Genomic DNA, 13,773 nt, shown 5'->3' with positions numbered 1-13,773 from the left:
CGAATGGACCGGTGCGCGCGTGCACATCGCCCACCACAGCGCCGCCGACTCGCTGTTCCTGTTGCACGACGCCAAGCGGCGCGGCGTGGACGTGACCGCCGAGACCTGCCCGCAGTACCTGCTGCTCAACACCGATCACATGCGCAAGCTGGGCGGCATCATGCGGCTGAACCCGCCGATCCGCGAGGCCCGCCACAACCAACCGCTGTGGGACGCGCTGATGGACGGCACGCTGGACATGATCGCCACCGACCATGCGCCCCACACGCCAGAAGAAAAGACGCGCGCCAACATCTGGGCCTGCGACTGCGGCTTTCCGGGCGTCGAGACCCAGATGCCCTTGATGCTGACCGAGGTGAACCGCGCCCGGGCCAGCCTGATGGACTACGTGCGCTGGAGCGCGGTGAACCCGGCGCGGGCCTGGGGGCTGTATGGCACCAAGGGCGTGATCATGCCGGGCGCGCACGCCGACATCGCGGTGGTCGACATGGACCGCACCGGCGTGCTGTCCCAGAACCGCCTGCAGTCGATCAGCAAGATCTCGCCCTGGCATGGCCGGGCGGTGCAAGGCTACCCGCTGCACACCCTGGTGCGGGGCCGCTTCGTGATGCGCGATGGCCGGCTGGTCGCGGAAGCGGCGGGCTGGGGCCGCTCGGTCAAGAGCGTGCAGCGCATGCCGGCACCGCGGCCCCGCAACACCGAGCACTACCTCAGCGCGGTGCTGCAGACACCCGATGGGGTGTCACCCAGCGCCACACCGCTGCAGGAGCCGGCATGAGCGCAGGGGATCGTCCCGCGAGCGCTGCCCCGCTGCGCAGCGTCGCGGTGTTCTGCGGCTCGAACTTCGGCAGCTCGCCGGCCTATGCAGACGCCGCCACGGCGCTGGGCCAGGCCCTGGCCCGGCGCGGCATCCGCTTGATCTACGGCGGCACCAACAAAGGCCTGATGGGCGTGCTGGCAGACGCCACGCTGGCCGCTGGAGGGGCTGCCGTTGGGATCATCAACCGGCGGCTGTACGCGCGTGGCCACTTGCACCCAGCCCTGACAGCACATGAAGTCGTCGAGCACATGCGGGCGCGCAAGGCCCGCATGGCCGAACTCGCCGATGCCTTCGTCGCGCTGCCCGGCGGGCTGGGCACGCTGGAGGAGCTGTTCGAGGCTGCCACGCTGACCCAGCTCGGCGACCAGACCAAGGCCTGTGGTGCCCTCAACGTGCTCGGCTTCTACGACCCCATGCGAGCCATGCTGACCCACGCCGTGAGCGCAGGCTTCCTGAAACCCGAGCACCGCGACATGGTGCTGATCGACGACGCGCCCGACCGCCTGCTCGACGCCTTGCAGGCTTGGCAGCCGACCCAGGTTTCCAAGTGGATCAACCAGCCGGGCGCCTGAGCGCCTCCAGCCCCCCCGCCCCGCATTTCGCAGTCCCCATGACACGCATCCGCATCACTGCCGGCGACCAGACCTTCATCGCCGAGACCCACCCTGACGCCCCCCGCACCGTGGCGGCATTCCTGCAGCTGCTGCCCTACCAGCAGCAGCTGATCCACGTGCGCTGGAGCGGCGAGGCCTGCTGGGTGCCGCTGGGTGACTTCCGCCTGGCAAGCCAGGGCGAGCCAGTCGGCTTCGAGAACCACACCAGCCACCCCTCGGTGGGCGACATCCTGTTCTACCCCGGTGGCTACAGCGAGACGGAAATCATCCTCGCCTACGGCCCCTGCAGTTTCGCCAGCCGCATGGGCCCGCTGGCTGGCAACCACTTCCTGACCATCGTGGAAGGTCGAGACAAACTCCGCGCGCTGGGGCACCAGGTGCTGTGGAAAGGTGCGCAGGACGTCCTGTTCGAACAGCTACCCTGAGGCGCACCTGCGCCCTATGGCGATGCCGCGCCATCCGCGGTTGCGGTGTGTCGCGCTTCAACCTTGAGCCGGCCAACATCTTGGGTCAGGGCCTGCCTGTCACTGTCGCGCTTCCCGGACAGCTGCTGGAGCAGCGTTGGAACAGCTGACGACTTTGAGCCGGAACGGGTGTCGACGTTGAGTTGGACCGAAAGGCGGTCTTGACCGGAATACGCAGTCGACTGCACCTCGACCCGGTGAAGCAAGGGGCTGCCGAGGTTCCTGGTGGTGGGAAAGCGAACCGTCCGTCTTGTGGGTGGACTCGCCTATTGCGAAGCGCAGCTCCGTGGATCCGTGCGCGGCCCAGAGTTCAACGCCATCGGACGCGTGATCGAGCACCCAGGACTTCAGTTCGAGATGAGCGGAAGCTCAACGGGATGGTGGCCGAGCAGGCACTTTTCTTGCGGCATGCTGATCTTCCACCGGCAGGTCTTTGAAGCGATGCGCATCGCGCTTGAGGTGACGTCGCAGTTCGTCGAAGCGCACTGCCAAGGCGGGACATGCTTCGATCTTCGCGTCGTGCGGGCCTGGCGCGCATTGAGCGCCTCGACTGCCGCGGGCGACCCGTGATCTGCGGATCGCCCCTTGGCGGCAATCAGGCTCCGGGGTCGTCTATGACGCGGGTGTGGCGTCGGGTGCGCTGCCGACAAGCTGCCGCACCGGCAGCGAGATGCGAAAGCTGGTGCCGACGCCGACTTCGCTGGTGACTGCGATGCGGCCGCCATGCTTGCGGACGATGCCGTACGAGAGCGACAGCCCGAGACCGGTGCCCTTGCCGACTGGCTTCGTGGTGAAGAAAGGATCGAAGATCTGCTTCAGATTCTCGGGCGGGATCCCGCAACCGTTGTCCGAGATGTCGATGAAGACGTGGTCATCGCCTTCGCACCCGGTCGTGACAACGATGCATCCCATCATTCCCTGAAGCGCGTGTGCGGCGTTGACCAACAGATTCATGAACACCTGGTTCAGTTGCGACGCCAGGCATTCGATCTGCGGAATGTTGCCATAGCAGCGCTTGACCTCGGCGACGTACTTGATCTCGTTGTTGGCGATGTTCAGGGTGCTGTCCAGCCCCTTGTGGAGATCTGCCCACTGCCAGCCTTGCTCGCCCACATGCGAGAAGTCCTTTAGATCCTGGACGATCTGCTTCACTCGGAGGGCGCCGTCCTTGGATTCGTCCACCAGCTGCAGCACCTCCTGGCTCAGAAATGCGTAGTCGTTGACGTCCTTGATCCGGTGCAGGTCCGACAAGGCGGCCGCACTGAACACATGCTCCTGCGCCTCGTACGCCTCAACGATGGCGAGCAGCGACTTCGAATAATCGCGCAGGGTGCCGAGGTTGGACGTGATGAAGGCGATCGGATTGTTGATTTCGTGCGCCACTCCGGCGGCGAGCTGGCCAATGGCAGCCATCTTCTCGGACTGGAGCAATTGATGGTGGGCCTCCTCCAGGCGCTTGATCAGCACCTGCTGTTCGTCGGTCCGGCGTTGCAGTTCGTCACGCGCCTGCTGGCGCTCGCGCAGGTCGGCTCGCAGCTGTTCATTGCGCTCGTTGAGTTCGAGAGACATCATTTCGAGCGCCCGCTCGATGAGCATGCGCTCTCCGTCCGCATCTTCGTACGCCTGGCTTACCGCCCCCAGCAGCAGCTCCAGCCCGGTGGGCAGCGCATAGGTATCGCCGAATGCGCGCCGCAGCTGACGTCGAAGCAACTTGTGATGGGAGGGATTCATACCTCTGAGAAAGTCGTGATCGTCATCGTCTGGTTGTGCAGCTCGCATCCACCAAGCGTCCCCTGCGGGCAGAGTTCGCCGTAGGAGTAAAAGCCGGCAAGCGCCGTATCGCCAAGCACTTCGCGAACGCCGTCGATCTCTTCCTCGATGCGCTGGCGCAGCACGAGTTTTCGGCCGACGCAACTGATCAGGACGGCCAATTGCGCATCGTCGCGGCCCAGCCGCCGCAGCCCTTCGGACGCGGCACCGGACGCGCCATCTACCAGGCGATCGAAGTTGGCCTTCATCAGACGGGCCTTGGCCCCCTCGGGGATGTCACCCCCGAAGGTCATGCTCCCGGAGGCTTCGTCGATGCCCAGCACGGTGCGTACCAGCCCGGCACCGCCGCGCCCGTCTTCCAGCAGCAAGGGGAAGCGCAAACCCGTCGCGGGCAATCCGCACGAGTGTTCGCCCAGGTAGCTCTTGTAGAGCTCTAGTGCCGATTTGCCATCCAGCTCGAAAAGCACGTTGCCTCGCGAGCGAGTCACGGTGCGAAGGGGGCCGAAGCTGTCCCAGCCACCGACGCTGCCATATCCGACGAGCAAGTCATCGCCATAGAAGCCAATGCCAACGACGTGCCGGCTCTGCCCGATGCCGTTGCACATGACCAAGGTCTCGATGAACCTGTCGGAGTCGGCCGCCAGCCCTCCGGTAGCGCAGATGCCCTCGGGCAGGCGCTCGCGCAAAGCCTTGGCGAACGACGTGCCGTTGACCACAAGGCCGTCACAAAACGTCATCACGTGTCGCAGGCCCGGGCGCACCAGCTTGAGCGCGATCTGTTCTGCCGCTTCGCGGCCATCCGTGTCTTCGGCGACCGGAACAAGTACCCAGTCGATCACGCTGCGTTCGAATTGCACGGCCGTCGCCACGAGGCAGTCATCGTGCACACGCGTACCGAGGATCTCTCCGGCGGTCGAGCAACCAACGATCAGGGCATTCGGGTGCCACGCCCGCAACTGATCGAATAGCCCTTGTTGGCGAAGAGCGTCCGGTGAACCGAAGGCAAGCACGAGTTGATCGCGGTCGCCGGCGGCCGGGGATCCGTCTGTCCAGCCGACGGCGGGCGTCCACAGGCGCTGTCGAATCTTCATGGGTCTTCTCCAGGTGGGCGCGGCATCAACACACCGCATCTTGCTGACATGGAGCGGGCACCAGCGTCTCTTGGACATTTCGACAAGTTGGAGCGCCACTTGAGCCTGTTTTGCGCCTCTCGTCCGGATCGAAACCTCGGATTGACCTTCGATGCCGTGCGTCAGAGATGTCGCGCTTCGACCTGGAGACCGTCCGGGGAACACAATGTGGCCTGCATGGCATGCACCTCGAGCAAGCTAACCGTGGCAGCGGCGCCATGGAAAAGGCCAAGGCATGACGCGTCTGGACGCGCATAGACAAGATCTGTCAACGCAACGCTGCCGCCGTCTGCCAGGACTTCGATCAGGCTGCCGTCGATCCATGCCTCGATCTCTATCTCGTTGGCGTTGGACAGCCGCTGTGCATCGTGCCTCTCGGACTGACCCTTGAAGCGGGGCGCCGCGCAGCTCCGGTTAATGAAGAAACTGTTGCGTTCAGGGTCAAATCCCACCTTCACGGATTCCCCTGCGCCCTTGAGCAGCTCCAGTCCGATGGGTGAGTCCAGGCCGGCCCGAAGCGCGCGCAGACGCACCATCAGCTGCCTGCCCTGAATACCGGCTTGGGCCAGCGATGCCGCTGTCATGTGCGCAGAGTTCTCACGCGCGGTGAACAGCGGTTCTGGCCCGACGAGCGCCTTCATCTCCGCCGCCATGCGCTGGCGCAGGCGCAAACCCCGGGGTGTGGTGACCAGGCTCAGCTCACGCGGCGCCGACTGCTGGCCGCGCCAGGGCTGCGTTGGCAGTTCGCGGGCGTATTCCCAGTTGCTGCACCATCCCAGCCAGAGCACGCGCTCGTCCGGCATGTTGGCGAACATGATCGGGGCGTAGAAGTCGCGGCCGTGGTCAGCCCAGAGCGTCGGTGGCTGCGCGTCATCGGCGACGAACCGCGTGCCGTCGAAATCGCCGATGAAGTACTGCACGCCGCTGCCGCCCCACAGCGAGCCGTGGTTGACCGAGACGATCAGCACCCAGCGCTTGCGAGTGGGGTCGTCGTCGACGCTCAGCGCGAACAGCTCGGGTACTTCCCAGATGTTCCCGTCGGCCGAGCCGGCGGGGCCGAAGGTCGAGACACGGGTCCACTCCACCAGGTTGCGGGAGGTGTAAAACCAGACCTGCTGTTCCAGCGCCACCACCACCAGCATCACAAAGCGCTGCGTCGGCTCGTGCCAGAACACCTTCGGGTCGCGGAACTCGGTGGAACCGATGTCCAGCACCGGGTTGCCTGCATAGGGCGTGAATGTGCGGCCCCGGTCGAGGCTGAAAGCCAGGTGCTGGGACTGGATCTTGGTTCCCGGGTCGAAGCCGGTGAAGAAGGCCACCAGTGCCGGGACGGTGGCGCCGGCCGGCGCGAAGCCGCCACGGTTCGCATGGTCCACGACGATGGAGCCCGAGAAGGCCATCAGCCTGTCCGTCGCGGGGATGGCCACCGGCAACTCCTGCCAGTGCGTGAGGTCGGTGCTCACCGCATGGCCCCAGCTGATGTTTCCCCAGTCGTCGCCCTGCGGGTTGTACTGGTAGTAGAGGTGGTATTCGCCGTCAAAGTGGACGAGCCCGTTGGGGTCGTTCATCCAGTGGCGCTTCGGCGAGAAGTGGTAGCGGGGCCGCCAGGCATGCTGGTCGGCATCGGTCGTCGGCATCGGTGTGGTCACGGTGGTGCGAGCTCGGTCAGGGCGAGGGAAGTCGTTGGCCTTGCGGGCCGAAGAGATGGAGCTTGTCGGCGTTGACGCGCAGCGAGCGCGGCTGGCCGAAGGCGAGGCTGCGGTCAGTGGTCAGCGCGGTGAGCGGCGTGGACGCGCCGGTGACGACCAGGTGAACCAGCGATTCGGCGCCCAGCCGTTCGACCAATTGCACGCTGCCGGCCGCGCCCGCGACGAGCTCGATGTCCTCGGGCCGCGCGCCGATGGTGGCAATGCCAGCGGCGGCCAGCGCCTCGACCGAGCGGCCGGTCAGCAGCGCCAACTGAGGCGCGTGGGCGGCGTCCACCGGGACAAGGTTCATCCGATGCGTGCCCATGAAGCCGGCGACGAAGACATTGGCCGGCGTGTCGAAGAGCTCGTCCGGCGTGCCGAACTGCTCCAGGCCCTGGCGGCTGAGCACGACGATGCGGTCCGCCAAGGTCATCGCCTCCACCTGGTCATGCGTCACGTAGACGGTGGTCACACCCTGGCGGCGGTGCAGCTCGGCGATCTCCGCCCGCATCTGGCCGCGCAGGTTGGCATCGAGGTTGGACAGCGGCTCGTCGAAGAGGTAGGCGGTGGGCTTGCGCACGATCGCGCGGCCGATGGCCACGCGCTGGCGCTGGCCGCCGCTGAGTTGTGTGGGCTTGCGCTGCAGCAGCTCCTCGAGCTGGAGCTGGCGGGCGGCATCGAGGATCAGCGCATGGCGCTCGGCCCGGCGCAGGCCGGCGATCTTCAGGCCGAAGCCGATGTTGTCGTAGACCGTCATGTGGGCGTAGAGCGCGTAGTTCTGGAACACCATCGCCACTCCGCGCTTGACCGGCGGCAGGTCGTTGACGCACAGGTCATCGAACATCAGGCGGCCGCCGCTGACGGCTTCCAGCCCCGCGATCATCCGCAGCAGTGTGGACTTGCCGCAGCCCGAGGGACCGACGAGCACGGTGAACTCGCCACGACGGATGTGAAGGTTCAAGTCGCGGAAGACGTAGCGCTCCATGCGCTCGTCGTAGCGCTTGTCTGCGTGCTGGAAAACGATGTTCGGCATGTCGATTGAACTTCACTGGCTACCGATAGACAAATGTGGCGATGTGCGAGGATGTGCGGGCAGGTTTCAGCCCTTGATGCCTGCGCCGACGACCGAGCGGATGAACTGCTTCTGGAACAGCAGGAAGAAGACCATCACTGGCAGCGTGATCAGGCAGGCATAGGCCATCACCTCGCCCCACTGGGTGCTGCGGCCGAAGAACTGCTGCAGGCCCACCATCACGGGCCGGGCGCTGGCGGTGTGCACCGTCATCACCGGCCACAGGTACTGGTTCCACATGCCCAGGAACAGGATGATCGCGGCCGTCACGATCACCGGCTTGCACACCGGCAGCACCAGGCGCAGGTAGATGGTCAGCGCGCCGGCGCCGTCCATGCGTCCGGCCTCCACCAGCTCGTCGGGCACATCCTTGAAGAACTGGTAGAACAGGAAGACGCAGAAGGAATTGGCCAGGAAGGGAATGATCTGCACGTGCAAGGTGTCCAGCCAGCCAATGGTCAGGCCGCTGGCGTCGAACCAGGGCAACTTGGAGACGATCAGCAGCATCGGGATCGCCAGTACCTCGAAGGGCACGATCAGCAGGCCGATGACAAGCGTGAGCACCAGGCCCTGGCCGCGCCACTTCAGCTTGGCCAGCGCGAAAGCGGCTGCGCTGTTGATGAAGATGCCGGCAGACACGCTGACCAGGGCGATCAGCCCCGAGTTCAGCAGGTAGGCGCCGACGGCACCCTTCTCGAACACCGCTCGGTAGTTGTTCAGCGACCAGCGAGCGTCGGGCAGCAGCGCGGTCGGCTTGCCCAGGTCGGTGAACAGCGCCTCGCCCGGCTTGAAGCTGGCCGCCACCATGAAGAGCAGTGGGTAGGCAAAGACCAGGCCGGCGAGCAGCATCAGCGCGATGTGCAGCAAGGATTTCGCCACCTCGCTCGGGCCGGCGGCGCGTTTGCCGTTCATCATCGGCTGGACCTTTCCAACAGTTTCTTCTGCCCCAGCGACAGCAGCAGTACGAAGACGAAGAAGAACAGCGTCATCGCCGAGCCGTAGGCAATGTCCTGCTCGCGGAAGCCCACGCGCATCGAATGGAAGATCAGCGTGCTGGTCGAATCCATCGGCCCGCCGCCGGTCAGCACGTCCACCTGGGTGAACAGGCCGAAGGCCATGATGGTGGTGGACAGGGCGACGAAGACCAGCGTGCGTTTGAGGCCCGGCAAGGTGATGTAGACGAACTTCTGCCAACGGCTGGCGCCCATCACGTCGGCTGCTTCGTACTGGTCGATGGAGATGCCCTGCAGGCCCGCCAGGAAGATCAGCATCTGGAATCCCGCGCCTTGCCAGGCCGACATGATGGCGATGGACAGCATGGCCAGGTGCGGGTCGCCCAGCCAGTCCGGCTGCGGCGCGTTGTCGCCGAAGATCACGCGCAGCAGCTGGTTGGCCAGGCCGGCCTCGGTGTGCAGGATCAGGCCCCAGACCGCCGCGACGACGACCATCGAGGTCACCACCGGCGAGAAGAAAACGGTGCGCAGCACCACCCGGCCGCGGAAACCGTGGTTGACCCAAAGTGCCATTGCGAAGGCCAGTGCCGTCTGTAGCGGCACGACCATCAGCGCGAACAGGAAGGTGTTGGCGATCGAGCGCAGGAACTGCGGATCGCGCGCACCGACGAGGTAATGGCGGCCGGCCAGTGACACATCGCCGAGGTACTGATAGCCGTCGAGGCCCGCGGGTGCCTCTCGTTTCATCCGCCGCCACTGGCGCTGCGGCAACTCGCGTTCGGTCTCGCTGGCGGCCGGCGGTGCGTCCACCACCTTGAGCGCGAACATGCGCGTGTAGTTGTCCAGCCCGGTCCATTCGATGCGCTCGGTCTGCAGCAGCTTCACATTGGTGAAGCTGAAGCCCACGGCCAGCGCAAAGGGCAGCAGCACGAAGGCTGCGAACAGCAGCAAGGCTGGGCCGGCGAGCACGGCCACCTCGGACCAGTGCGCCTGGGCGAGGCGGGAGTTCGGGTCAGAAGCCATAGTTGCGATTGCGCTTGAGGTCCTGCTGGATCGCCTCGACCGCCCGGTCCAGCGCCTCGGCGGAATCGCCGCCCTCGCGCACCTCCTTCAGGGCCCGCTCGAAGCTGCTGGACAGCATCGGATAGGCCGGTGTCTCGGGCCGCAGCAAGGCATAGGCGCGGGCGTACTCGAACAAGCTGCGGCCAAAGGCGCCGGGGCGGTAGAGCGCGGTCTGGTCGGCTGCCGCCTCGCTGGTGGGCATCAGGCCGGTGGCCTGCGAGAAGGCAGCGATCTCGGGCGCGGAGATCAGGAATTCGATGAACTGCCGTGCGCCTTCAGGATGCGGGCAACTGCTCGACACCGCCCACTGCCAGGAACCTGCGCCGATGCGCGGCTGGGCGCCGAAGGCCGGCGGCGGCAGCGCAACCAGGTCGTCGCCGATGCGAGCGAGGTAGTCCTTGGCGGACCAGGAGCCCGTGTAGTGGAAGGCGGCGCGCCCGCTGGGGAAGGACTGGTCGTCGACCGGCTTGCGCGCCACCAGCCGTTCGGTGAACAGCGAGCCGTAGTAGTCGACGACGCCCAGCGCAGCATCGCCGTTGAGCACGCCGTCCACCCGCGTGAAGTTCTTGCGATCGATCAGGTCGGCGCCGGCGCTCTGCAGCCAGGGCGAAAAGCCGTAGCTGACCCATTCACCGGTCCACTGCGCATTCAGGTCCAGCGGATAGCGGAAGCCTTCGTTCTTCAGCTTGCGCAGGATGTCGCGGAACTCGGTGGCCGTGTAGGGCTGCGCCATCGTCGCCAGGCGAATGCCGTGCGTGGCCAGCACGCTCCTGCGGGCGAACAGGGCCAGCGCCGCGTCGAACTGGCCCACGGCGTAGAGCTTGCCCTTCAACGTCGAGCGCGCGCCGGGGATCAGCGCCTCTACGCCGGCCGGCCGCAGCGCGCCTTCCAGCGTCTGGACATGGCCGGCCCAGGCGAAATTGGGTACCGCCGGTTGGTCGAGGTCGAGCACGCAGGGCAGCTTCTTCGTCATTGCCGCCGCGATGACCGACTGCTGGTAGGAGCCTTGGGGCAGCGTCTCGACGACGACGCGCCATCGCGACTGCTGGCGATTGAAGCGGGCCTCGGCGGCGGCGCTGGCCCGCATGTCGGCATCGCCGGTCTGGTGGCGCCAGACCTGGATCTCGACCGGTTCGGCAAGGGCCGCCCCGGCGGCCAGCGTGGCCGCCAGCAGCAGGATGGCCGGCCTCATTTGGGCTTCCTGCCCGGGGGCGCGGCCACGGAGGCGCGCACCTGAACCTCGCAGCGCTCGCGAATGGCGCCTGAGGCGCTTTCGTCGCAAGCCATCTGCGCGGCGCGGCGGCCCATCTGCAGATAGGGCAGGCGCACGCTGGTCAGCGGCGGGTCGGTGGCATGGACCAGCATCGGATGGTCGTCGAAGCCCAGCACCGAGACCTGGCCCGGCACGGCGATCTGGCGTTTGTGCAGGCATTGGATGATGCGGGCGGCCATCTTGTCGTTGCCGGCCAGCATCGCGGTGGGCCTGTGCTCGCGCAGCACCTGGCCGACCAGCGAATCGATCGCGGCGAACTCATCCTCGATCGATGCGCCTTGCGAGCCCTGCACGAAGACCGGTTCGGGCTGGCCCGCCGCCTTCGCGGCCTTCAGGAAGCCGCGGTGGCGCAGCTGCGTGGCGCGCATGTCCGGAAAGAGCTCGAACACGACGATGCGGCGGTGACCGTGGGTGTAGAGATGGGCCAGGCCGTCGCGCGCGCCCTGCTCGTCGTCCGGCACGACGCTGGGGACCTCGCCGCCCGGCAGGTAGCAGTTGAGCAAGACCAGGCGCGTGCCTTCGGCGCGCCTCAGCTGGGCCGCATCAAGCGCGCGGTGGAAATGGGTGGCGAAAATCAGCGCGTCCACTCGGTGCTCGATCAGTCCATCGATCAGTTCCGGCACGTCGGCGTCCACGCCGCCGCATTCGGCGATCAACAGGCGCTTGCCCAGCGCCTTTGCGGCCAGCTGCAGGCCCTTGATCAGCTCGAATGAGTCGGGGCTTGTGGTGATGCGGTCGGACACGATGCCGATCAGGTTGGGCTTCACGCCCTTCAGCGCGCGGGCCGCGACGGAAGGGCGGAACTGCAGCTCGCGCATCGCCGCGACGATCTTGGCGGAGGTCTTCTGAGAGATGCAGTTCGGGTCGTTCAGGTAGCGCGATACGGTACGCACCGAAACGCCGGCCTGGTCGGCGACCTGGTAGATGGTCGAAGCGTCATTCATCGGGGCCAGCTCGTCTTTCGTCTCTGTTCAGCGGCATTTTGTCTATCGATGGTAGTTTCCAGGGAACGCGATGCACTGCGTGTTTACCCGAGGCGTTGAATGCCGGCCCGGAACCTCGGGGAAACACCAGGAACGGCTTCTCTTTCCCGCAAATACCATCGATAGACATTTTGGCGCCGAAGCCCTCTCTCAGGTGTTCGGCGCCTGTCTTTCCAATAAAATGGCTATCGATAGACATTATGCCGGACTTTTTCTTTTGCACATCGGTCAAGGCCTCCGGCGACCGCAGGCCGGGCGCGGCGCATGGGGCCGGCAGCCGTGCCCCGCGCGATCCAGATGTCTATCGATGGATGCGGCTGGGCATGGCCTTCATCTGCCTCGGTGCGCGGCTTGCATCGGCGCAGCCGATGCCGGCGCCACTGCTCGCGCTGAACTTCGACCGGCTGGCACAGGGCGAGCTGCCCGTGGGCGCGACGATCCACACGCAGTTCCGCGCGCCGGACGTGGTGCCGGGCGTGATCGGCAGTGCCTGGCGCACCGATGGCTTTTCCAGCTACACCCAGGCCGCGCTGCCTCTGGACGCCCACGCCGGCTTCACGCTGTCGCTTTGGCTGGCGCTGGAGAGCTTCCCTTCCGATCGGGAAGTGCCGGTCGACGAGCTGTCTCCCTCCTCGATCGCCCAGCAGTCGCAGGACGGCAAAGGCTTCGACCTGCATGTCGACGCTTTTGGCCGCTGGGGCTTCCGCATCGCCACCTCGGCGGGCATGCTGGAGCTGCTGGCGCCACAGCGCTTCCCGCTGCGCCGCTGGGTGCAGGTGATCGTCAGCGTGGATCCGCAAGCCGGTCTCGTTCGCCTCTACCAGGACGGCGCGCTGCTCGGCACCGCCAGCGGCCAACCCGGCATGCGCCTGCTTCTGTCGGCCGTGCCGCTGACGCTTGCGGCACCGGCCATCGAGGCGCGCATCCTGGATTTCATCGTCAACCGCCTGAATGCCGCCTATGACGAGTTGGCTGTCTATCCCTCGGCACTGAGCGTCGAGCAGATCAGGCGCCTGCCGGTTCCGGCCGTCGCGCCCGATGCCGAAGCCTCGCTTGTAGTGCCGGCCACACGCTTCGCTGGCGACACGCAGCGCCCGCGCGTGCATCCGATGCCGCCGGCCAACTGGACCAACGAGCCGCACGGCCTGATCCGCGTCGGGAACGCCTGGCACCTGTTCTACCAGCGCACACCCAACGGTCCCTACAAGACCTTGATGCACTGGGGCCACATGACAAGTACCGACCTGGTGAGCTGGAAACACCTGCCCGACGCGCTGTGGCCCGAGCTGCAAACGGAAGACAGCGGCTTTGACATGAAGGGCATCTGGTCCGGGCACGTGATCGAGGACGGAGGCAAAGCCTTTGCCTTCTACACCAGCGTCAACCATGGCGACCGGCTGTCGGCCGCCAACCCCGGCGTGGCGATGGCCGTCAGCGAGGATCCGCAACTGCGCCACTGGCGCAAGCTCGGCCCAGTCCTGAACAGCCAGGGCCTGCGCGACTTTCGCGATCCTTTCCTGTGGAAGGAGGGCAGCACCTGGCACATGCTCGTCGGTGCTGCGCTGGAGAGCGGCGGCGGACTGCAGCACTATGTGCTGGACCGTTCGCAGGCGCGCCCTCAATGGAAGCCCCTTCGCTTCACCGACGTCGCGTGGCGCCAACTCGACAACGGCTCCGAGATCTGGGAGATGCCGGTCTTCGTGCCGCTGGGCGACGGCGTGTGGCTGCTGCTGGCCAATCCAATCGGCGGCAAGGTGAGCAAGTACGGGGAGCCCGCCACCCGCGCCGTCTACTGGACCGGCACATGGTCCGGCGACCTGTTCACGCCTTTCGACCGCAGCCCTAAGCCCCTGGACCTGCTGCCCGGTCACCTGGCACCGACGGTGGGCCGCGCCGCGGATGGCAGCCTGCGCGCGATCGGCATCGTGGACGAGCGGCGCACGC

At 66.3% G+C, this 13,773-nt stretch carries 14 protein-coding genes; 5 read left to right on the top strand and 9 right to left on the bottom strand.

Going from position 1 to position 13,773, the window contains the following annotated elements:
* The 4 genes from FKP22_RS07570 to FKP22_RS31865 form a co-directional block, all read left to right on the top strand.
* A partial coding sequence (locus FKP22_RS07570) for a dihydroorotase (protein ID WP_141286719.1) occupies positions 1-778 on the top strand: 778 nt, incomplete at its 5' end.
* Entirely contained in the window at positions 775-1,392 is a 618-nt protein-coding gene (locus FKP22_RS07565) for an LOG family protein (protein WP_141286717.1), read from the top strand. The genes FKP22_RS07570 and FKP22_RS07565, both read left to right, overlap by 4 nt.
* A 38-nt stretch (positions 1,393-1,430) precedes the next feature.
* Positions 1,431-1,859, top strand: coding sequence for a DUF3830 family protein (locus tag FKP22_RS07560; protein ID WP_141286715.1), 429 nt, complete (start codon positions 1,431-1,433; stop codon positions 1,857-1,859).
* A 447-nt stretch (positions 1,860-2,306) separates the two neighbouring features.
* Entirely contained in the window at positions 2,307-2,468 is a 162-nt protein-coding gene (locus FKP22_RS31865) for a hypothetical protein (protein ID WP_170200797.1), read from the top strand.
* A gap of 42 nt (positions 2,469-2,510) precedes the next feature.
* Here FKP22_RS31865 and FKP22_RS07550 read toward each other — a convergent pair whose 3' ends face one another.
* From FKP22_RS07550 to FKP22_RS31860, 9 genes are all read right to left on the bottom strand, one after another.
* Entirely contained in the window at positions 2,511-3,629 is a 1,119-nt protein-coding gene (locus FKP22_RS07550) for an ATP-binding protein (RefSeq protein WP_231013040.1), read from the bottom strand.
* Positions 3,626-4,759, bottom strand: coding sequence for an FIST signal transduction protein (locus tag FKP22_RS07545; protein ID WP_141286709.1), 1,134 nt, complete (start codon positions 4,757-4,759; stop codon positions 3,626-3,628). The genes FKP22_RS07550 and FKP22_RS07545 overlap by 4 nt, the downstream gene beginning before the upstream one ends.
* A 161-nt stretch (positions 4,760-4,920) precedes the next feature.
* Positions 4,921-6,447 carry a glycoside hydrolase family 32 protein gene (locus FKP22_RS07540; RefSeq protein WP_141286706.1) on the bottom strand — a complete coding sequence of 509 codons (1,527 nt, stop codon included), beginning with the start codon at positions 6,445-6,447 and terminating at the stop codon, positions 4,921-4,923.
* A 16-nt stretch (positions 6,448-6,463) separates the two neighbouring features.
* The gene (locus tag FKP22_RS07535) at positions 6,464-7,519 is read right to left on the bottom strand and encodes an ABC transporter ATP-binding protein (protein ID WP_141286704.1); all 1,056 of its coding nucleotides are present in this window, start codon (positions 7,517-7,519) and stop codon (positions 6,464-6,466) included.
* A gap of 66 nt (positions 7,520-7,585) precedes the next feature.
* Positions 7,586-8,473: a carbohydrate ABC transporter permease gene (locus tag FKP22_RS07530; RefSeq protein ID WP_211361331.1), complete on the bottom strand. Its 888-nt coding sequence runs from the start codon at positions 8,471-8,473 to the stop codon at positions 7,586-7,588.
* Positions 8,470-9,534, bottom strand: a complete 1,065-nt coding sequence (locus FKP22_RS07525; RefSeq protein WP_141286702.1) for a carbohydrate ABC transporter permease — start codon at positions 9,532-9,534, stop codon at positions 8,470-8,472. The genes FKP22_RS07530 and FKP22_RS07525 overlap by 4 nt, the downstream gene beginning before the upstream one ends.
* Entirely contained in the window at positions 9,524-10,765 is a 1,242-nt protein-coding gene (locus tag FKP22_RS07520) for a sugar ABC transporter substrate-binding protein (protein WP_141286700.1), read from the bottom strand. Before FKP22_RS07520 ends, FKP22_RS07525 begins: the two co-directional genes overlap by 11 nt.
* Positions 10,762-11,790 (bottom strand): LacI family DNA-binding transcriptional regulator, encoded by a 1,029-nt coding sequence (locus FKP22_RS07515; RefSeq protein ID WP_141286698.1) that lies wholly within the window; start codon positions 11,788-11,790, stop codon positions 10,762-10,764. The genes FKP22_RS07520 and FKP22_RS07515 overlap by 4 nt, the downstream gene beginning before the upstream one ends.
* Positions 11,783-12,061, bottom strand: a complete 279-nt coding sequence (locus FKP22_RS31860) for a hypothetical protein (protein WP_170200796.1) — start codon at positions 12,059-12,061, stop codon at positions 11,783-11,785. The genes FKP22_RS07515 and FKP22_RS31860 overlap by 8 nt, the downstream gene beginning before the upstream one ends.
* A gap of 91 nt (positions 12,062-12,152) precedes the next feature.
* Here FKP22_RS31860 and FKP22_RS07510 point away from each other — a divergent pair.
* Positions 12,153-13,773, top strand: a 1,621-nt coding sequence (locus tag FKP22_RS07510) for a LamG-like jellyroll fold domain-containing protein (protein ID WP_310733311.1), incomplete at its 3' end; no start/stop codon positions are given.

Origin of the sequence: Ideonella azotifigens (genome assembly GCF_006519715.1) — a bacterium.
GTDB lineage: Bacteria > Pseudomonadota > Gammaproteobacteria > Burkholderiales > Burkholderiaceae_C > Ideonella > Ideonella azotifigens.
This window is presented reverse-complemented; position numbering and strand designations above follow the sequence as displayed.